This is a genomic window from Pseudomonas sp. NPDC090208 (assembly GCF_044746785.1).
Lineage (GTDB): Bacteria > Pseudomonadota > Gammaproteobacteria > Pseudomonadales > Pseudomonadaceae > Aquipseudomonas.
The window spans coordinates 121,193-140,034 of sequence record NZ_JBIVCU010000003.1; the positions used below are offsets into that span (position 1 = coordinate 121,193).

The following is an 18,842-nucleotide window of genomic DNA, read 5'->3' on the forward strand; positions in this document are numbered from 1 at the left end:
GGGAGGGAATGCGGATGATGTCTGACAAATTGAAAGGGCCGCTGCCCATGCCGGCGGCCAATGACACCGAATCTCTGCCGAACGGCTCGGTATCGAACCGCAAACGCCGTGTACGGCTACCGGTGTATGGCCTGAGCCTGTCGTTGCCGATGTTCGCCTGGCAGGTGCTGTTTTTCCTGGCGCCGCTGCTGTTTCTGCTGGCGATCAGTTTCTGGCAGGTGCGCAATTTCCGCATGCTGCCGGCGTTCGAGTGGCTGAACTGGCAATACATGCTGGGGCGCGGTTTTTTCTGGGACGCCTACGCGCACACCCTGAGCATGGCGCTGGGGGCTACCGTGCTGGTCAGTCTGGTGGCGTTTCCCTGCGCTTACGCGATTGCCTTCAAGTTTCGCGAATCGGCCCGGCGCTGGCTGTTGCTGTTGCTGGTCACACCGTTCTTCACCAGTTATCTGGTGCGGGCCTATTCATGGCAGGTGTTTCTCAGCGACAACGGCATCGTCAATGCCGCACTGGCCGCCGTCGGCTGGGGACCCGTGCCGATGCTCAACAGCACGTTCGGCACTTTCGTCGGTTACTTCACCCTGTGCCTGCCGCTGGTGGTGCTGTTGCAGCTGTTCAGCCTGCTGTATCTGGACCGCTCGCTGATCGAAGCCGCCCACAACCTCGGTGCCGGGCGGCTGCGAACGGTGTGGCTGGTCGTCATTCCCGCTGCACGGATCGGCATCGTGGTGGCGGCGCTGTTCTGTTTCATCCTGACCTTCGGCGACTTCGTCAGCCCACTGTATCTGGGCGGCGGTCAGCCGCCGACCCTGAGCACGCTGATCACCGACACCACCAAATCCGGCCAGCAATGGCCACGGGCCGCGGTGATCGCAACGATGATGATCGTGACCCTGCTGGTGGTCGCCTTCGCCGCCGTGCGTTTTGCCTACCGGAGGCGTTCATGAACGAGCACCGTTTGATCAACCTGTTGTTGCGCGCGTTTGTGCTGCTGGTGTTCGTGTTCATTTTCACGCCGATTGTCGGCAGCTTCGTGTTTTCCCTGAATGCCGACCGCTTTCCCTCGTTGCCGTTGGGCGGTTTCAGTCTGCGCTGGTACGAAGCCATCGCTGCCGATCCAGCCGTGTGGCAGGCGTTTCGCAACAGCCTGACGGTGGGTGTGGTGGTGTCTCTGGGCTCGACCGTGCTGGGGTTCACGGCGGCGTACACCGACTACCGCTACCGGTTCTTCGGCAAATCGCTGTACATGGCGCTGGCGATGCTGCCGCCGACCATTCCGGTGGTGATCATGGGCCTGGCGATGCTGGCGTTTCTGTCGCGTGTCGGCCTGTCCGGCGATATCTACGCGGTGATGATCAGCCACATCGTCATGTGTGCGCCGTTCGCCATGGCGGTGATCCGCATGCATCTGGCGCAGATGGACCCGAACATCGAAGCCGCCGCCTGGAACCTCGGTGCGAGCCAGTGGCAGGCGATGCGCTGGGTGATCCTGCCGTTCACCGCGCCCAGTCTGCTGGCTGCGCTGTTCGTGACCATGGCGGTGTCGTTCGACGAGTTCGCCGTGGCCTGGTTTGTCTCGGGGCTGGAGGAAACCGTGCCGGTGCGCATCCTCAACACTCTGCAAGGCCAGGTCAGCCCGACCATCAACGCCATCGGTTCCATCGTGTTCGTCGCCACCATGACCCTGGTGACCGTTGCGCAGTTGCTGCTGATGCGCCGCCAGAAGGCGCCCAGCCATGCCTGACTCCCTTGACCGTCACACTCATTTGCAGGGCTCCCCCATGAATCAACCGCTGGTGGTATTCGATAACGTGGTCAAGCATTTCGGCAGCTATGTAGCCGTCGAGCGCATGAACCTGGACATCCACAAAGGCGAGTTCGTCGCCATTATGGGCTCCAGCGGCTGTGGCAAGACCACGACGCTGCGCATGCTGGCCGGGCTCGACAAACCCAGCGAGGGCGAAATCCGCCTCAATGGCGAACGCATCAACGATCTGTATTCCTGGCAGCGCGAGACGCCTTTGGTGTGGCAGAACCTGGCGCTGTTTCCGTTTCTCAATGTGCAGGAAAACGTCGAGTTCGGGCTCCGCATGCGTGGCATGGCCAAGGCCGCCCGGCGCAAGAAGGCACTGGAATGGCTGGAGCGTCTGGGCCTGCAGGAGTTCGCCAGCCGTGACATCAGCCTGCTGTCCGGCGGCCAGCGGCAGCGGGTGGCGCTGGCCCGCTCACTGGTGACCGAGCCGCCGATGCTGTTGCTCGACGAACCGCTGAGCGCCCTTGATGCGCACCTGAGTGTGCGCATGCAGGGGGTGTTGAGCGGCTTGCAGAAGGATCTGGGCATCACCTTCGTGTACGTCACCCACAGCCAGTCGGAAGCCTTCGCCATGGCCGACCGCGTGGTGATCATGAGCAAGGGCAGGGTGGAGCAGGTCGGCACTCCGCGCGACATTTTCCTGGAACCGCAGAACCGTTTCGTCGCCGAGTTCGTCGGCGGCAAGAACATCCTCAGTGGCACAGTCAGCGGCCATGACGCCAACGGCCTGGTGCAGTTGACCACCGCCAGCGGCGAGTTTCTGGCACGCCGCGCCGATGCACGGCCCGTGACGTTCGGCGATCAGGTCACGGTCTGCATCAGTGCCGAACACATCGACCTGACCCTGCAACCGACCCGGCAGAACCATGTGGCGTGTCGCGTGGTGGGCGAGGAGTTCAACGGTTCGATGGTCAATCTGTACCTGGAAAGTGGCGACGGCCTGGAATTGCAGGTGCAGAAACCCTACGAGGAATACAGCCGTCTGGGGCTGCTCGACGGGCAGATGATCTTTGCCGAATGGGATGCGGCGCGAGCGCTGGTGTTGCGCGGTTGAATGGGTCGTGCCACCACACCCTGTAGGAGTGAGCTTGCTCGCGATCGCAATCTGTCTGAAAAGTATGCGTCAACTGACAGAACGCTATCGCGAGCAAGCTCACTCCTACAACGGGCATGCGTGGGCCATCAATGTGGCGCGCGAGGGATGGTCTTCAACAGGTCGGCAGGGCTGATGTGACCCACCACCGGCACGCTGCCCGGTTGCGGCAGGTCGAGGATGTGGCCCTTCATCTTGCCGATCACATGCATTTCGCAGGGTTTGCAGTCGAACTTCAGGGTCAGCACTTCATCGCCATGAATCAACTGCATCGGCGCGACCTTGGTGCGTACGCCGGTGACGCCCTTGGCCTGTTTCGGGCACAGGTTGAAGGAGAAACGCAGGCAGTGCTTGGTGATCATCACCGGCACTTCACCGGTTTCTTCATGGGCCTCGTACGCCGCATCGATCAGCTCGACGCCGTGACGGTGATAGAAATCGCGGGCCTTCTGGTTGTAGACGTTGGCCAGGAACGACAGGTGCGAGTCCGGGTACACCGGCGGCGGGCTGGTTTCCGCCTTGCGCCCACCGCGCGGGTGAACGGCAACACGGGCTGTGGTCAGCGCCTCGATGGCTTCGCGGCGCAGGGCCTTGAGCTGCGAGTTGGGGATGAAGAATGCCTGCGGTGCATCCAGCTTGATGTCGGTGGCGTGGTACTGCGTGGTACCCAGTTGGCCGAGCAGGTCGCGCAGTTGCTCCAGCGCCTGTTCCGGCTTGTTGGCCGGACCGAACGGACCTTCCAGGGTGACATCGGCGCTGACGCCTTCTTCACTGGTGACGCTCAGGTGCAGACGCTCTTCGCGCAGGGTGGCTTTCCACGACAGGCCGATACGACGCTCTGCCGATGTCTTCTGCAATGCCTGTTGCCAGTTGTGGTCCAGGTTGCGGTTCAACGGATGGTTCGGGCGCGCCTTGTACAGGTCGGCCGGCATCTCGTTGGGTTCGACACGGTAGCGGTAGCGTTTCTCGCCGTCTTCTTCAAATTCGCCCTTGGGCTCGGCGATGTTGGCGCGGAAACCGACCACTTCGCGCTTGATCAGCACATTGAGGCCGTCACCGTTGGACAGCGGCTCGTGGGTCACCACTTGCAGGTCGCGCTTGCCGACTTTCTCGACCACGCCCACCGACAGGCCGGTGAAGGTCGGCGAGTCGAACGCGCCGATGTCGACCTTGCGCTCGCTGACGAAGTAGTCGGTACTGCCACGGTGGAAGGTCTTGTCCGGGTCCGGCACGAAGAAATGCGCGGTTCGGCCGCTGGAGGCGCGGGCCAGGTCCGGGCGGTCTTCGAGCACGTTGTCGAGCAACTGACGGTAATAGGCAGTGATGTTCTTCACATAGCCCATGTCTTTGTAGCGGCCTTCGATCTTGAACGAACGCACGCCGGCTTCCACCAGTGCGCGGATGTTGGCGCTCTGGTTATTGTCCTTCATCGACAGCAAGTGTTTTTCATAAGCGACGACACGGCCCTGATCGTCTTTCAGGGTGTACGGCAGACGGCAGGCCTGGGAGCAGTCGCCGCGGTTGGCGCTGCGGCCGGTCTGCGCGTGGGAAATGTTGCACTGGCCGGAGAAGGCCACGCACAACGCCCCGTGAATGAAGAATTCGATCGCCGCGTCGGTTTCGTCGGCGATGGCGCGGATTTCCTGCAGGTTCAGCTCACGGGCCAGCACCAGTTGGGAGAAACCGGCCTGATCGAGAAACTTGGCCCGGGCCAGGGTGCGGATGTCGGTCTGGGTACTGGCGTGCAGTTCGATGGGCGGAATGTCCAGCTCCATCACGCCGAGGTCCTGAACGATCAGCGCGTCGACGCCGGCATCGTAGAGCTGGTGAATCAGCTTGCGCGCCGGTTCCAGTTCGTTGTCGTGCAGGATGGTGTTGATCGTGGTGAACACGCGGGCGTGGTAACGGTGGGCGAACTCCACCAGCTCGGCGATATCGCTCACCTCGTTGCAGGCGTTGTGGCGCGCGCCGAAGCTCGGGCCGCCGATGTAGATTGCGTCAGCGCCATGGAGAATGGCCTCGCGGGCAATGGCCACGTCGCGGGCAGGGCTGAGCAATTCCAGATGATGTTTGGGCAAGGACATGTTTTTTTAGTCGGCATGGTCACGGTCAAGGCGCGCATTGTACCGGCGAAACGCCCGCACGGCACCCGTGGCCTGCCCGATGGCCTGAACATGCACCATTGCCCCCCAAACACCGATGTCTGACCGGACGCGAACCCTGTGGGAGGGAGCCCTGCTCGCGAAGGCGTCCTATCAGACACCGCTTCGTCGACTGATCGAACGCTTTCGCGAGCAGGGCTCCCTCCCACGGCCTTCGGCCAGAATCAAAGCCGGGGCATTTGCTGCTTTCAGCCCTTCGCCGCCATCGCCGTGACTTCCACCCGCATGCCTGCCACTGCCAGCGCTGCCACGCCCACCGCAGCACGCACCGGCCATGGTTTGGCGAAGAAGCGCTTGTACACCTCGTTGAAGGCGGCGCGGTCGGCCATGTCGGTCAGGTAGATGGTCAGGTGCATCACCCGGTCCATGGAACTGCCAGCCTTTTCCAGCGCGACTTTCAGCGCCTGCAAGGTGCATTCGCTTTGTGCGGTGATATCGCCCAGTTCCAGGCTGCCATCGGCACGGGTCGGCACCTGGGTGGACATCAGGATGCCGTTGAAGCCGGTCACATCGGAGGAAATGGAGTCGGCGTCGGGATCGGGGATGTAAGTAATGTCTTGGTTGGCCACGGGACCTCCTGGTCGGAAAAGAGTGCGATGGCCGGGGCCGGCCACGCAGGGAGTGGCATTAAACGTGGCCGACCCGCGCCGTGCAACCCGGGCGGCGGATTGTGCCTGGGTTCAGACGCCCAGCTCGCGATACTGACCGGGCGTCATGCCGACGTGGCGCTTGAACGTGGCGTTGAAGTGCGACTGCGAGCTGAAACCGCACTCCTGCGAGATCTGCGTCAGGCGGGTACGGGTTTCCGCCAGCAGGTATTCAGCACGCCGCAGCCGACGCTCCAGGATGTAGGCGTGGGGCGACTGCCCGGTGCGCGCCTTGAACGTGCGGGTGAAGTGGTAAGGGCTCTGCGACGCGATGTCGGCCAGTTCGCCCACCGGTATGGGCAAAGCGAGCCTTCTTTCGATGTGAAGGGCGACCTTGCTGTAACGCAAGTCGGACAACTGCCGTGTCGGCATGCCGTCGGCGCGCTTGTCCCGCAGCATCATCGCGACGATGAAGCGTGCCGTGGCCGGGCAGTGCAACGGATGGTTGAAGATCCCGTCGCCTTCGCTTTCGAGCCTCTGCGCCAGGCGAGTGGCCAGCAGGGCGAAGTCCGCTTCGGCACCGAATCGGCAAAGCAGGTCCCGGGATGGTTGTCGCTTGATCGGCAAGGTGGCACAGACCTCGGCGAAGAAGTCGTCTGCCAGGGTGATTTCGACGAAATCGTTGGGTTCTGCCCAGGCGACCCGAATCGCCTGATCGCCGCCGCGCAGGATGAAACTGCTGCCGTACTCGATATTCGACGTACCGTTGCCACCTGCACCACTGAATGACAGTTCGCCGTAGTCGCTGAGAAACATCACGATTACCACGGTGCCCGATAAAGAGTGATAGTGCTGTGGCGTACTGTTTTTTAATATTCTGGCGAAGGGTGACAGACAGGTTGTAGCGGTGGGGTTTGAATGACTGTTCATTCAATACCAACAGGCTTCAGGTAAGGCAGACGAGACATAATGATCCGGGCATTTGAAAGTTGACGTCATGCAGGCGCTAAACGCTCCGACAAATAGTCAACGATTCCGGATTGCACGACTAGCCGTACATCCGGGATAAGATTAATCCGTCATGCGCATTAATCTTTAAATCCTCTTTTAGACGCTAATGACGTACTTGACCGTGGGAGCGGATTCATTCGCGAAACGGTGTTTCAAGCGGCGAATCTCTGTCTGTAGTACCTGCCTCATCGCGAATGAATTCGCTCCCACAAGAACGGCGCTCTGTGCCTACAGACCCTATTGACCGAGCACGCCCTGTTTCATGAAGTATTCGACGAACGCCCGGGCGGCCGGTTTCGACGCCAGGCCGGCCGGGAACACGGCGTACATCTTCACCGCCGCCAGCGTCCAGTCATCGAGAATGCGCACCAGGCTGCCGTCGGCCACTTCGCGCTTGCAGGCCCAGCAACTGGTCATGGTGATGCCCAGCCCCTGAACGGCCGCGCCCATCGCCACGTCGTTGATGTTGACGGCAAACTTCGGCTCGATCCGCACCGACAGCTGCTGGGCGTCTCTGGCGAAATTCCAGATGCCGGACGTTGCTCCGGGCGGCCCGGCGATGATCGCGTGACGCGCCAGATCATGGGGCGTGGACGGCGTGCCGTTGCGCTTCAGGTAATCAGGGGACGCCACCAGAACGCGGCGGGTGGTTCCGATGACGCGCGTGGTGGCCGTCGAATCCGCCAGCGGGCCGCAGCGAATGGCGACGTCCACGCCTTCCTTGATCAGGTCCTGGCGCGCATCGTCGAGGATCAGATTGACGTTGAGGGTCGGGTGCCTGTCGACGAACGCCGACAGCATCGGCAGCACTTCGCGCAGGGCCATGCCCGACGTCAGGCCGATGCGCAGGGTGCCGGACAGCTCGCCGTTGCCCTTGACCGCCTGGTTGGCTTCTTCCAGCTGGGCAATCAGGGGTTCGATGCGCTGCAGGTACATCTGGCCCGTTTCAGTCAGCTCCACGGCACGGGTGGTGCGCAGGAACAGCCGTACGCCCAGCTCGCTTTCCAGCGCCGCGATGGTGCGTGAAACGGAGGATTGCGCGAGGCCGACTTCCTTGGCGGCGATTGAAAAACTCTTGTGCCGGGCGACTCTGGCGAAGAGTTTGTAGGTCATCAGCAGTGCATTCATGCGCTATTCGGATCGAGCCTTGTTGCGTGGCAAAAAAAGGCTGAGCGAAACAGTAACCACTGTCACGCCCAGCCAAAGGGAATCAGGGACGCCGGCTGCACCGGAGCACTCAGTGCAGGCAAGCGGTCATTCCTGTTCCAATGCGGTGATGGAGCTGCCGACGATGAAGATCGACACCGCCAGCAGACCGAGGTCCTTGAGCAGGAACTGGCCGGGCACGACCGAGATTGCCGGGAAGCCCAGGGACGGCTCGAACACACCTGGCGTGGTCAGCATGAACGACAGCGTGGTGAGGAACAGGCCTGCCGACAGCGCACCGCCCACAAGGGAAAACTTCGGCGAAAACAGGCGGGCCGCAATCAGTACGCCAATGGCGATTTCCAGTACACCGAGGAAGTAAGAGAAGCCCATCAGGCTCATGAAGTTATACATCCACGACAACAGTGGACTGTTGCTGACAAAACCGTGAATGCCGTTGGCTTCATACCCGGTGAATTTCATGCCGCCGAACCACAGGTAGATCACGGTCATTGCAAAAAAGAGGGCGTGAGTGCCAAAACGAGTAATACGCGCGCCCAACTCTTTATTGAGCAGTTGGGAAGTTTCAGAGGTGTAGGTAGCCATGACTTTCTCCGGACGGGTATGGAATTTGACGGCTTGGGCCAGCTTAGCGGAATCACCTGCCACGTCATTTCGAAAACGTGCGGTTTTTGCCCGACTTGCCCGTGTCTTAGTTAAAGGGTTGGTTAAAACGAGTTAATGGCAGCAGCGTGTTCAAGAGCATCAGTCGCCAAGAGAGAAGCGCTTTCGGCGATGCTTTCAGGAGCAGGTGCAAGTGCGGTCATACGCAGCATGATGATTTCTCCAGTGGTGATGCGCGGTGTGCGCTTCAGTGGGATCATGATGCAACCGGAAGTGATCGCTTTGGGATCAATTAGTCGATAAAATGCTGCAAATCGTCTAAAGCAGGTGAGCCTATGGACCGTTTGTCTACCTTGTTGTCGTTGTTCGGGGTGCGCGCGAATCTTTTCTACAGCGGCGAGCTGTGCGGAACGTCGCTGTTCGACGGTGCCGATCAGCGCGGCAACATCCACCTGTTGCAGGAAGGCAACCTGCGCCTGGAGGTCGATGGCCGCCCGGTCAAGGACCTGACTCGACCCAGCCTGATCTTCATCCCCAGGCCGAGCCGGCACCGGCTGATCGCTGCCGACACCCACGGCGCCCGATTGCAGTGCGCTTCGCTGGAGTTTGCCGGTGGCGGCAGTAACCCGCTGGCGGCCTCGTTGCCCGACATGATCGTGCTGGCGCTGGACGAGCTGCCGATGTTGGCGGACGCCGTGCAATGGCTGTTCGTCGAAGCGGCGGGCGACCATTGCGGGCGCGACGCGGCACTGGACCGGTTGTTCGAGCTGATCGTCATCCAGCTGTTTCGTTACCTGCTCGACAACCACACCCTCGACTCGGGAATGATGGCCGGCCTTGCCGATGCGCGCCTGGCGCGTTCGCTGGTGAAAGTCCATGACCAGCCGCAGCAGCCCTGGTCGGTGTCTGACCTGGCCCGCGAGTCGAACATGTCGCGGGCAAGCTACGCCGCGCATTTCAAGGACGTCATCGGCCAGACCCCGGCCGACTACCTGCTCAGCTGGCGGGTCAGCCTGGCGCAAAAGCTGTTACGCGAAGGCCGGCCCATGGCGCTGATCGCCGAGCAGGTGGGCTACGAAAGCCCGTCCGCGCTGGCCCGGGCGTTCCGGCGCAAGGCCGGCCTGAACCCGCGGGACTGGATGAAAGCGGCGCAGAGCAGGGGAGTGGCCGGCTCCGGCGCTGCCTAAACGTGGCCGATCTGAGGCTCGTCCTGTGGGCCCGGTTGTTTTGGCCGTTTCATCCAGCCCAGCAGCGCCCCCAGGTTCCCCGCGACAGGCGCCGATTGCCTGATCGTACCCACCGGCTTCGGCCGGAACGGGCCAGGTGTGCGCGCAGGCAAGAGCATGCTGACTTGCGGATCGTCGAAGCATTGATCGCCCAGCTTCTTGCCCAGACGACGGAAACTTTCAAACTGGCTCTCGTCGAAAAACTGATCGACCGTGGTCTGGTGGGGGAAGGTCGGGTTCTGAATCGCGTAGTTCAACACGTCCGCAGGTTCGTCGTAGGCCTGCGCCATGCCCGGCTTGATCAGAACCAGTTTGCCGGTCGTGGTCGCGTCGTAACGGATATCGCCGATCAGATAGCCGGACTTGCAGAGCCGCAGGTTGCCACCGCGAAAATCGTTCAGCCCGCTGAATTCGATGTCCACGCCCAGATCCACCCGGCATTTGCGCACGGTATCGGCCAGGTCGCTCATTTCCCGCTGATCATCGGCGGTGGCGTCGACCGCAACGATTACCGCGCAGCGTCGGCGCACCAGTTCGTAAAGCCCCAGATTGTCGAAATGGCCACCGTCGGAGAGATACACATAGGCGCTGCGTTCGTCGCTCCAGCCCAGCAGTTCGGACAACAGCGCCAGCAGGCCGAAACGCGGGCTGGGTAGAAACCAGTCGGCCTGGGCGGGGTTCGGGCTCCAGCGACCCAGACGAATGTTGAACAGGGTCAGCACGAACGCCAGCATCGGTTTGCTGGCGCGGCCCATGTTGGGGCTGACCGCCGCACCCGAGGTCGCCAGCGCCATGCCGAGGGTGAAGCCCTTTTCCTCCAGGTCATTGGCGGCATACCCGGCCGTCGGGCGATAGCCGGGCCCGGCAGCGGCGCCGAACTGCAGTGAAGTGGTGTCGCCCTGGGTGCGCCCCAGGGAGTAGCCGCAGTAGAGCGGGGTAAACACAAAGGACGCCGCCTTGCGCTCCTGCCAGGCCAGATGCCCGCCCTGGGTGAGGTTCATCGTGGTGTTGATGATGTGCAGCGGCACTTGCGGCGGTATGCCCTTCTCTTCGTCCCCGCCCAGGGTATGCAGCGGCAGGTCATCGTTGTCGTCCAGCCCCACGAAAGGCTGTTCGTTGCGTTCGTTCTGATGGCTGGCGCCCAGATAGCAGCGCACCAAGCGGTTCTTGTACATGTTGTGCAGAGAAAACTTGTTGATGTCGACTCGCCAGGCAAACAACACGGCGACACCCAGCAGCGCCGCCATGGCGACGAGAAAGAACGGCAGGTTGGCGAATTCGGTGTGACCGGACATCACCCATTCGATCGTTTCCGCGTTTGCGCCCGCCGGAGCGAAGGCAAACAGGACGTTCTGGGTGGCCGCAGCCGCGAGAAAAACCAACCCCAGCACGAACACCGTCGACGCCAGGTTCAGGTAAAACTCGATGCGTTCCTGTTTGCGGATCGAGGCCGATTCGGGCCTGCGCAGAAACAGGGAGGCGATCAGCGATCCGACCCAACTGGTCGCGATCAGGGAAATCCAGCCGCCGATATTGGCGTACAGCCATTGCAGAGACGGCAGCGAGAAAAACGTCAACAGGCACCAGACGGCCCAACCGGCACCGATCATGATCAGCCAGGCGTTCAGTCGCTCCACCATTCGCGGCTGCGCTCGAAATAGGCGCGCCCGACCATGCCGGTGAACACCGTGGTGGTGAGGCCCAGCACGATGAGGAACACCGGCAGCCCCAGGCACAACAGCGCGATGTCGTATTCAGAAAAGGCACTGGCATTTTTGCGCAGCAGAGAGCCGGCGCCGGCAATGAGCAGCAGCCCGACCAGCAGCGCCACGCCGCCCGCCATGCTCTGGATCAGCGCCTCTTTGAGTGTCAGCAGCCAAGGCTTGCGACTGGCCAGTTCGGCGAGTACCCATAACACCAGCAGACACAGCAACAGCCCGGCGAGGTAACTCAGGACCGGCAGGGCATCGCCCCAGCCTGGCTTGGTTTCAGCCCACCAGACCACTGCACAGACGGCGGCAATAATGCCGGGCACGATGACCGTCAGCACGACGCCGGGAGTGGATGTCTGCCACTTGAGCACCTGCCCAAGCCGGGTGGGCAAGCGATTGGGGCGCCACAGAAAATGGACGCCCTGTAGCCACAGATTCAGGCCAATGCCGGCGATGAACACCAGGCCGAACCACGCCGCGAAATAGCCGGCCTGCGATGCGTAAGGCAGGAGGGTTTTGAAGCCCAGCAGCAACCCGTAGGGCGCGGTGAACAGCAAGGCGAAGAACGCCAGCAGGATGATCAGGTTCAAGGTCACGTTGCGCAGCCAGGTCGCCAGCAAGGTCAGCGTGTCCATGGACAGGATGCCGACATGAGGCGTCAGGTAGTTGCTGTAGCGGCGCAGCCAGACCAGCTCGGCCGGTTCGGCGGACACCGGGGTGTCCGAGGTCGCGATATTGGCCGCACTGGCCAGACTGTTCTGCACCTCGGCCATCCCGGCCCGCTGAATCCAGGCGCTCAGCCAGCTGCCGATATAGCCGCCACCAGACACCGTGGACAGGTAATCGAACGAGGCCAGCTTGCGGCGGCTCGCCAATGCCTGCAGTACACCAAGGGAAAATGTGGCGCTGCGGATGCCGCCGCCGGACAGGGCCAGTCCGATGGAGGCGCGGCTGCTGCGTAGTGCTTCGCCGTCAGTCTGGGTGTCAGCGCTGTCGTCAACACCGTTGTGGCGGTGGCTGGGGGTGCCGATGTCCGCGATGCCTTCGTTGCCGGCTCTGGAGGGGTGAAAAATGGAATCCGGATTTCTCGCCAGCGCCAGCGCTTCCTGATTCAGAACGCTTTGCAGCGTGGTCAGCGGATGGGTTTTCTTGCCGGTGGAGTCCGTCGCGGCAACGGCAATATCGTCACTGGGGGTATTGGTGGGCATGGGATAGGCCTCCCTGTCTGCAAATCAGCGCGTTGGCGCAGTGCTGACTTATCCGTTCCCTGACTTCCTGCACGATGATCCGCACGACTACCCGAGCGAGGATGAAGTCTCCTTCATGAATGGCTACAACCGTTGAGAACTGTAGGCTCGGATCCATGCGTTTGCCAGCCTCGGCTATGCTGAAACGCGACCCAAAACGGATTTTGGTCGTGCCATCCGGCCTGCAGTCCCCGCGAACCGGTCAATCACGTCATCAGACAGACCGCGCAGTTTGCTGCGCTTGCCAACAGGGAGTTGGATGCATGCCTGACGCCACGGATTACTACTTCAACCTGCCGACGGACAAGCGCCCCGATTGTTCTGCGCTCACCGAAGAGATGCACAAGGACTACAGCTGGCTGAACCAGAACTGCTCGCGGCCCCGAGGCAGGGATGCCCTCGACATCGTCGATACGCTGGTCATTCATTGCACCGCTGGCGACAGCACCCCGTACGCGCTTGATGCCTGGCGCAGGAAAGAGGTCAGCGCGCACTGGATCGTGCCCGGCAAGAACGAACCCCAGCACGGGCAGTTCATCTGGGCCACGCTGGCGGAAGTCAACGCGGCGCTGCAGGTGCGCGATGTCATCGATGTGCGCAAGACCGTTCTCGGTGAAGGCCCTGTCGTCAATGACCGTAGCCTGGGCATCGAGATCGTCAACACCCAGGAGAATGACGACTACCGCGACCCGTTTTCGGACTGGCAAGTGGTGGCCACCGCAAGAGTCGTGCTGTACGCCTGGGCGAAATACCCCAATCTGCGCCATGTGGTGTCCCATGCGCACCTCGACCCGGTGCGCAGGGGCGACCCCGGCAGCCAGTTTCCCTGGCCGGTATTCAAGGAAATGGTGCTGAGCCACTCGGCCTTGCCGAACCCGCCACTGTTGCGTTTGCGCCGCTGGATCTGGAAATGGACGAGCAAGACCGACACCGCTCACCTTGAACGTCACTAAAAAGGCTTGGTTTCCTGAGATTGTACAAATTAGAATCACTCTCATTTGTGTCTTCTCAGGCAGGGCCTCTTGTGACGAGTGAAGCAGCGCAGCACACCCTCGACACCCTTTATCGCGACCACCACGGCTGGCTGGAAAGCTGGCTGCGGCGGCGCATGGGCAATGCCTGGGATGCGGCGGACCTGAGCCACGACACTTTTTTGCGGGTGCTCTCCAGTTCGCAGCAGATCGCCGACATGCGCGAGCCGCGAGCGTATCTGCTGACGGTGGGCAAGCGCCTGATGAGCAATTTCTACAACCGGCGCAGCCTGGAGCAGGCCTATCTTGAAGCGCTGACGCAATTGCCCGAAGACAGCGCGCCGTCACCCGAGCAGCGCTGGTTGTGGCTGGAAACCCTGCAGGCGCTGGACGAACTGCTCGACGGTCTGCCCGCGCTGGTGCGTCGGGCGTTTCTCTGGAGCCAGCTGGAAGGCCTGGGTTACCGCGAGATCGCCGAGCGCCTGAAGGTGTCCGAACGCACGGTCAAACGCTACATGGCGCAGGCCTACGAACATTGCCTGTTGGTGGACTGGTGAGTCGCGCGTCGCTCAGTCGCGAGGAGCGCGAAGTCGTGCGCAGTGCCGCGCAATGGCTGGCATTGCTGGAGTCCGGCAGCGCCAGCGACGACGATCACCGCCGTTTGCAGGACTGGCGCGACAGCAGCGCCAGCCATGAGCACGCCTGGCAGAAAATCCAGCAACTGCGCCAACGCTTCAGTGGTCTGCCGGCGAATCTGGCGATGGCGACACTGGACCGTCCCGATCAGTCCCGGCGCGCGCTGCTCAAGGGCGCACTGGGTGTGGCGGCGTTGGTGCCCGCCGCGTGGCTGATAAGCCGACAATTGCCGCTGGAGGTCTGGCGCGCCGACCTGCACACCGCCACCGGTGAACAGAGCCGCATCACCCTGGCTGACGGCAGCACGTTGCAGCTGAACACCGCCAGTGCAGTCAATGTCGACCTGCCGGCGCGCCGACTCACCCTGGTGCGCGGCGAAATGGCGCTCAAGGTGCCCGGCACCCTGGCACTGACCATCGACAGTCCCTATGGCCGGGTGCGGGTCAGTCAAAGCGAAGTCTGCGTGCGTCTGAATGATCGCGACTGTCAGGTCTCGGTGGTCAGTGGCAGCGTGCAGGTGCAGCCGTTGCAGGGGCCGCCGCTGACAGTGCGTGGCGGCCAGCAGGTCAGCTTGCAATCCGGCGGAGCGGGGCAAATCAGTGCCTTCGACGCGCTGTTGCCGGGCTGGCGCGAGGGTGTGCTGATGGCGCAAAACCAGCCGCTGGGAGATTTTCTCCGGGAGCTGGCGCGCTATCGCAGTGGCCTGTTGCGCTGGGAACCGGCGCTTGAATCGTTGCGTGTGACGGGTAGCTTTCGTCTGGACAATACCGACCGCGTTCTCTCGTTACTGGCGGCGAGCCTGCCGGTGGAAGTGCGCATGCGTACGCGCTATTGGGTCACGCTGCTGCCGCGCCATGCTGTCGTGCAAAAAAAATCTGCATGAAGCTGTCCCTTTTTTTCACCTCACTGGTCATTCCGGGTAAGTGAACAAAATACGAGAGCTTGCCTTCATGTCCGTCGCGTCCCCTTATCGCCTTCGTCCGCTGCTGCATTTCGGTCTGTTGCTGACCTTGAGTTCCAACCCTCTGTTCGTCGCCACCAGTTGGGCACAAACCGCCGAGCGTCGCAGTTACGAGGTGCCTGCGGGCAGCCTTGGCGCGGCATTGACCCGTTTTGCCGGACTGGCCGGGGTCAATCTGTCGGTGGATCCGGCACTGGTCAGCGGTCGCAACAGCGCCGGGCTGTCCGGCGAATACGCGGTGGAGGAGGGTTTTGCCCGTTTGCTGCAAGGCACCGGCCTGCAATTGCTGCCGGTCGGTGAGCAGGCTTACACCCTGACGCCGGCACCGGCCGCCGGAAGCCTGCAACTCAACCCCACCTCGATCTACGCCGCCAATGCAACGGCTGACGGCGAGGTCTATGCCGGCGGCCAGGTGGCGCGGCGTGGCTCGCAGGGCTTGCTGGGTTCGCGGGACTTCATGGACACCCCGTTCAGCATGACCACCTACACCCAAGAGGCCGTCAAGAACCAGCAGGCGCGCACCCTCGGCGATCTGATCGCCAGCGACCCGTCGGTACGTGCCACCAACCCCGCGGGCGGTCGCTATGAGCAGTTCACCATTCGCGGTTTCAGTCTGTTCAACAGTGATGTCGCCTACAACGGCCTGTACGGCGTGCTGCCGACGTACACCATCGACATGGAAATGGCCGAACGCGTCGACATCCTCAAAGGCCCGACCCAACTCATCAACGGCATATCGCCGCGCGGCAGTGTCGGCGGCGGCATCAATGTGGTGCCCAAGCGCGCCACCGACAAGCCGATCACCGAGTTCACCAGCAGCTACGCCTCCAACAACCAGATCGGCGGGGCCGTGGATGTCGGTCGGCGCTTCGGCGATGACAACCAGTTCGGCGTGCGTTTCAACGGCGTCAAGCAGTCCGGCGACACCGAGTGGGATCACCAGAGCGTCGACCGTGAAATGGCGGTGCTGGGCCTGGACTTCCGTGGCGAGCGCCTGCGCCTGTCGACGGACATCGGCCACACCGAGCGTGACACCGATGCGCCGCAGGAGCGTGTGCAGATCGGCGCCAACGCCAAGGTGCCGAACGCCAACGATGTGCGCCACAACTATGCCCAGGCCTGGAGCAGGGCACAGACCCGCGACACGTTCGGCACGTTGAATGCCGAGTACGACCTCAACGACTCGGTGATGCTCTACGGCGGTGTCGGTGCGCGCAAAAGCAACCACGACTTCCTCCGCCATGCCGTGTCCATCACCAACAATGCCGGCGACTTCAGCGTGCAGCCACGAGACTTCACCCGCGACGAAAACGTGCGCACGGCAACGGCCGGAGCGCGTAGCTGGTTCCATACCGGTCCGGTGAGCCATGAGGTCAATCTGGCGGCCAGCTACTTCTATATGGACTTTGAAAACGGCGGCGCCCGTTACGCGGCGGCGCCCAGCAACCTGTTCAACCCGGTCGATACGCCGACGCCGTCCCGACCCACGCGTTTCGACTCCGAGGTCTACACCGAAAACCGCTTCAGCGGCCTGGCACTGTCCGACACCCTGGGGTTCTTCGACGATCGCCTGCTGCTGACCCTCGGTGCGCGCTGGCAGCGGGTCAAGGTGGATGACTGGACTGACGACGTCAAAGGCGACACGTCCTATGACGAGGAAAAGGTTTCGCCTTCCGGTGGTCTGCTGTTCAAGGCCACGGATCAGCTGTCGCTGTACGTCAACTACATGGAGGGGTTGAGCCAGGGCAAGATCGCGCCATCGACCTCGATCAACGAAGACGAAATCTTCCCGCCCTTCATCAGCCGTCAGGTGGAAGTGGGCGCGAAATACGACCTCGGCGCCTTCGCATTGACCGCCGCAGCGTTCCGCATCAAGCAGCCGGCCTATGAAACCAACGCCACTTCACGGGTGTTCGGCCCCAATGGCAAACGGCAAAACGACGGCGTCGAGCTGAGCGTGTTCGGCGAGCCGCTCAAGGGTTTTCGTCTGCTGGGCGGGGTGATGTACATCGACAGCGAGCTGACCCATACCGTCAACGGCGCCTTCGACGGCAACCGGGCGCCGGCCACGCCGAAATACAACGTCAACCTCGGCGCCGAGTGGGACGTTCCCGGTGTGCAGGGGCTGACCTTGACCGGTCGCGGTATTTACTCCAGCTCGCAGTACCTGGATCAGGCCAACAGCAAGTCCATCGACGCCTGGGAGCGCTTCGATGTCGGCGCGCGTTACGCCTTCAAGGTCGAGGAAAAGACGGTCACCCTGCGAGCCAACGTCGAGAACGTGCTGGACAAGCGCTACTGGAGTTCTGCCGGCGCCTCCGATGACAGCGAACCGGGGCTGACCCTGTCGACGCCGCGCACCTGGCTACTGTCGGCGACACTGGCGCTTTGAGTGCCGCCTCAGGCGAGGGGATCGCCGCTTTCAATTCGGGAAACCGACGATCCCTGCGCCAACCCGCCAAACGAAACACCGGCATCCACATAACGCAGCGCCGACTTCACGTCCTTCCAGCCGACATAGGTCATCAGCGATTTGATGTCCCAGCCATTGGCCGATGCCCAGGTGGCGAAGCCGCGGCGCATGGAGTGGCTGCTGTAGGCCTCGGCGGGGATGCCGGCCTGTTTGAAGATCCGCCGCAGCAAGGGAATCAGGCTGTTCGGATTGATGCCGTCTTCGGCCAGATTGCCCCAGCGATCCAGCTTTCTGAACACCGGCCCGCGTGCGATACCGGCGACGGTGATCCAGTTGATGTAGGCCTCGACCGGGCACAGCTTCTTCAGGGCCGGCGTATGCAGCGTGACGCCGGCATGACTGCGATCACCTTTACTGTGCGACAAGTAGAAGCTGATGCCTGTGCCGGCCTGCGCCTGGGTGTTCTCGACCTGTAGCCGCGCCAATTCGTCGCCGCGAAACCCGCGCCAGAAACCGATGAGCACCAGGGCGATATCGCGTCGGTGTCTCATCACGTCTTTGAAGTCGCCACGTTCAGCGGCCGCGGCGGCGGAGCGCTCCAGACAGCCCACCGTCTGTTCCAGATGGTGCAACAGCAGCGGGCTGGCCTGTTTCTGCTGGGCGGGATGCAACGCGCGAATGCCCTTGAGCACCTGCCGCACCGCCGGGGCTTTGGTCGGATCGGGAAAACCTTGAGTGACGTGCCACTGCGCCAGAGCCGCCAACCTCTGCTTGAGCGTACTGAACGCGTGCTGCCCGGCGTACTCCGCCAGATAACGCACGATGCTGTCCGCCGTTGCCGGCAGAAACCCGCCCCAGCTCACTTCGAAATGCTCCACGGCCGCCCGGTAGCTCTTGCGGGTGTTTTCCCGCGTGCCCGCCTGTAGATAGCGCTCGGCCTTGTTCATCTGGCAGATCCCCCGTGTTTCGTACCGCCACGCCGCTGCAAAACGCTTCGCAACGACCTGACATAAGATAATGCTTAATTATTTCATGAGTGAATGTGTCCCGTAATGGCAATTTTCATGTTATTTTTAGTACATAAATACGTCGCGCACTGATGTAATTTTTGGAGAAATGAATTATTGGAGTTCTTCTAATATCGCGTCTAAAGTCCCCATTTTTATATCCGCTCCTAATGGACGCCCCATATTCTTGCTACGAAAACACCTAATAATTATTTTCTCCATCATCACGAAAA

17 protein-coding genes are annotated in these 18,842 nt (G+C 62.0%); 8 read left to right on the forward strand and 9 right to left on the reverse strand.

Annotated features, from left to right (window positions below):
- The first annotated feature begins 14 nt into the window (after positions 1 to 14).
- The 3 genes from ACIPL0_RS06315 to ACIPL0_RS06325 are packed head-to-tail and all read left to right on the forward strand — an operon-like array spanning position 15 to position 2,867.
- Complete coding sequence (locus ACIPL0_RS06315) at positions 15 to 947, forward strand: ABC transporter permease (protein ID WP_400595835.1); 933 nt, start codon at positions 15 to 17, stop codon at positions 945 to 947.
- Positions 944 to 1,744, forward strand: coding sequence for an ABC transporter permease (locus tag ACIPL0_RS06320; protein ID WP_400595833.1), 801 nt, complete (start codon positions 944 to 946; stop codon positions 1,742 to 1,744). The genes ACIPL0_RS06315 and ACIPL0_RS06320 overlap by 4 nt, the downstream gene beginning before the upstream one ends.
- Positions 1,737 to 2,867 (forward strand): ABC transporter ATP-binding protein, encoded by a 1,131-nt coding sequence (locus ACIPL0_RS06325; protein ID WP_400595831.1) that lies wholly within the window; start codon positions 1,737 to 1,739, stop codon positions 2,865 to 2,867. Before ACIPL0_RS06320 ends, ACIPL0_RS06325 begins: the two co-directional genes overlap by 8 nt.
- Positions 2,868 to 2,995: 128 nt before the next feature.
- Here the strand turns inward: ACIPL0_RS06325 and ACIPL0_RS06330 are convergent, their stop codons facing one another.
- The 6 genes from ACIPL0_RS06330 to ACIPL0_RS06355 all read right to left on the reverse strand — a co-directional run bounded on the left by ACIPL0_RS06330 (position 2,996) and on the right by ACIPL0_RS06355 (position 8,696).
- The gene (locus ACIPL0_RS06330) at positions 2,996 to 4,990 is read right to left on the reverse strand and encodes a U32 family peptidase (RefSeq protein ID WP_400595829.1); all 1,995 of its coding nucleotides are present in this window, start codon (positions 4,988 to 4,990) and stop codon (positions 2,996 to 2,998) included.
- A gap of 266 nt (positions 4,991 to 5,256) precedes the next feature.
- Positions 5,257 to 5,637 carry a RidA family protein gene (locus tag ACIPL0_RS06335; protein WP_400595827.1) on the reverse strand — a complete coding sequence of 127 codons (381 nt, stop codon included), beginning with the start codon at positions 5,635 to 5,637 and terminating at the stop codon, positions 5,257 to 5,259.
- Between the two features lie 111 nt (positions 5,638 to 5,748).
- A complete protein-coding gene (locus tag ACIPL0_RS06340) occupies positions 5,749 to 6,471 on the reverse strand; it encodes a helix-turn-helix transcriptional regulator (RefSeq protein WP_400595825.1) in 723 nt (240 codons plus the stop codon).
- Positions 6,472 to 6,903: 432 nt separating this feature from the next.
- Positions 6,904 to 7,794, reverse strand: coding sequence for a LysR family transcriptional regulator (locus ACIPL0_RS06345; RefSeq protein WP_400595823.1), 891 nt, complete (start codon positions 7,792 to 7,794; stop codon positions 6,904 to 6,906).
- A gap of 126 nt (positions 7,795 to 7,920) precedes the next feature.
- Positions 7,921 to 8,418, reverse strand: a complete 498-nt coding sequence (locus ACIPL0_RS06350) for a YkgB family protein (RefSeq protein WP_400595821.1) — start codon at positions 8,416 to 8,418, stop codon at positions 7,921 to 7,923.
- A gap of 122 nt (positions 8,419 to 8,540) precedes the next feature.
- The gene (locus ACIPL0_RS06355) at positions 8,541 to 8,696 is read right to left on the reverse strand and encodes a hypothetical protein (protein WP_400595819.1); all 156 of its coding nucleotides are present in this window, start codon (positions 8,694 to 8,696) and stop codon (positions 8,541 to 8,543) included.
- Positions 8,697 to 8,771: 75 nt separating this feature from the next.
- Here ACIPL0_RS06355 and ACIPL0_RS06360 point away from each other — a divergent pair, with 75 nt between their 5' ends.
- Positions 8,772 to 9,623, forward strand: a complete 852-nt coding sequence (locus ACIPL0_RS06360; RefSeq protein ID WP_400595817.1) for a cupin domain-containing protein — start codon at positions 8,772 to 8,774, stop codon at positions 9,621 to 9,623.
- On the opposite strand, the gene ACIPL0_RS06365 is transcribed toward ACIPL0_RS06360, so the two are convergent.
- Positions 9,620 to 11,302, reverse strand: coding sequence for a hypothetical protein (locus ACIPL0_RS06365; RefSeq protein WP_400595815.1), 1,683 nt, complete (start codon positions 11,300 to 11,302; stop codon positions 9,620 to 9,622). The two genes, ACIPL0_RS06360 and ACIPL0_RS06365, sit on opposite strands and share 4 nt — an antisense overlap.
- The gene (locus tag ACIPL0_RS06370; protein ID WP_400595813.1) at positions 11,287 to 12,582 is read right to left on the reverse strand and encodes a patatin-like phospholipase family protein; all 1,296 of its coding nucleotides are present in this window, start codon (positions 12,580 to 12,582) and stop codon (positions 11,287 to 11,289) included. The genes ACIPL0_RS06365 and ACIPL0_RS06370 overlap by 16 nt, the downstream gene beginning before the upstream one ends.
- A gap of 302 nt (positions 12,583 to 12,884) precedes the next feature.
- Here ACIPL0_RS06370 and ACIPL0_RS06375 point away from each other — a divergent pair, with 302 nt between their 5' ends.
- The 4 genes from ACIPL0_RS06375 to ACIPL0_RS06390 all read left to right on the forward strand — a co-directional run bounded on the left by ACIPL0_RS06375 (position 12,885) and on the right by ACIPL0_RS06390 (position 17,581).
- Positions 12,885 to 13,574 carry an N-acetylmuramoyl-L-alanine amidase gene (locus ACIPL0_RS06375; RefSeq protein WP_400595811.1) on the forward strand — a complete coding sequence of 230 codons (690 nt, stop codon included), beginning with the start codon at positions 12,885 to 12,887 and terminating at the stop codon, positions 13,572 to 13,574.
- A 71-nt stretch (positions 13,575 to 13,645) separates the two neighbouring features.
- A complete protein-coding gene (locus ACIPL0_RS06380; RefSeq protein ID WP_400595809.1) occupies positions 13,646 to 14,149 on the forward strand; it encodes a sigma-70 family RNA polymerase sigma factor in 504 nt (167 codons plus the stop codon).
- Complete coding sequence (locus ACIPL0_RS06385; protein ID WP_400595807.1) at positions 14,146 to 15,111, forward strand: FecR domain-containing protein; 966 nt, start codon at positions 14,146 to 14,148, stop codon at positions 15,109 to 15,111. Before ACIPL0_RS06380 ends, ACIPL0_RS06385 begins: the two co-directional genes overlap by 4 nt.
- A 67-nt stretch (positions 15,112 to 15,178) precedes the next feature.
- Entirely contained in the window at positions 15,179 to 17,581 is a 2,403-nt protein-coding gene (locus ACIPL0_RS06390; RefSeq protein WP_400595805.1) for a TonB-dependent siderophore receptor, read from the forward strand.
- 8 nt (positions 17,582 to 17,589) lie between these two features.
- Here the strand turns inward: ACIPL0_RS06390 and ACIPL0_RS06395 are convergent, their stop codons facing one another.
- On the reverse strand, positions 17,590 to 18,549 hold the full coding sequence (locus ACIPL0_RS06395) for a site-specific integrase (protein ID WP_400595803.1): 960 nt from the start codon (positions 18,547 to 18,549) through the stop codon (positions 17,590 to 17,592).
- Positions 18,550 to 18,842 lie beyond the last annotated feature (293 nt).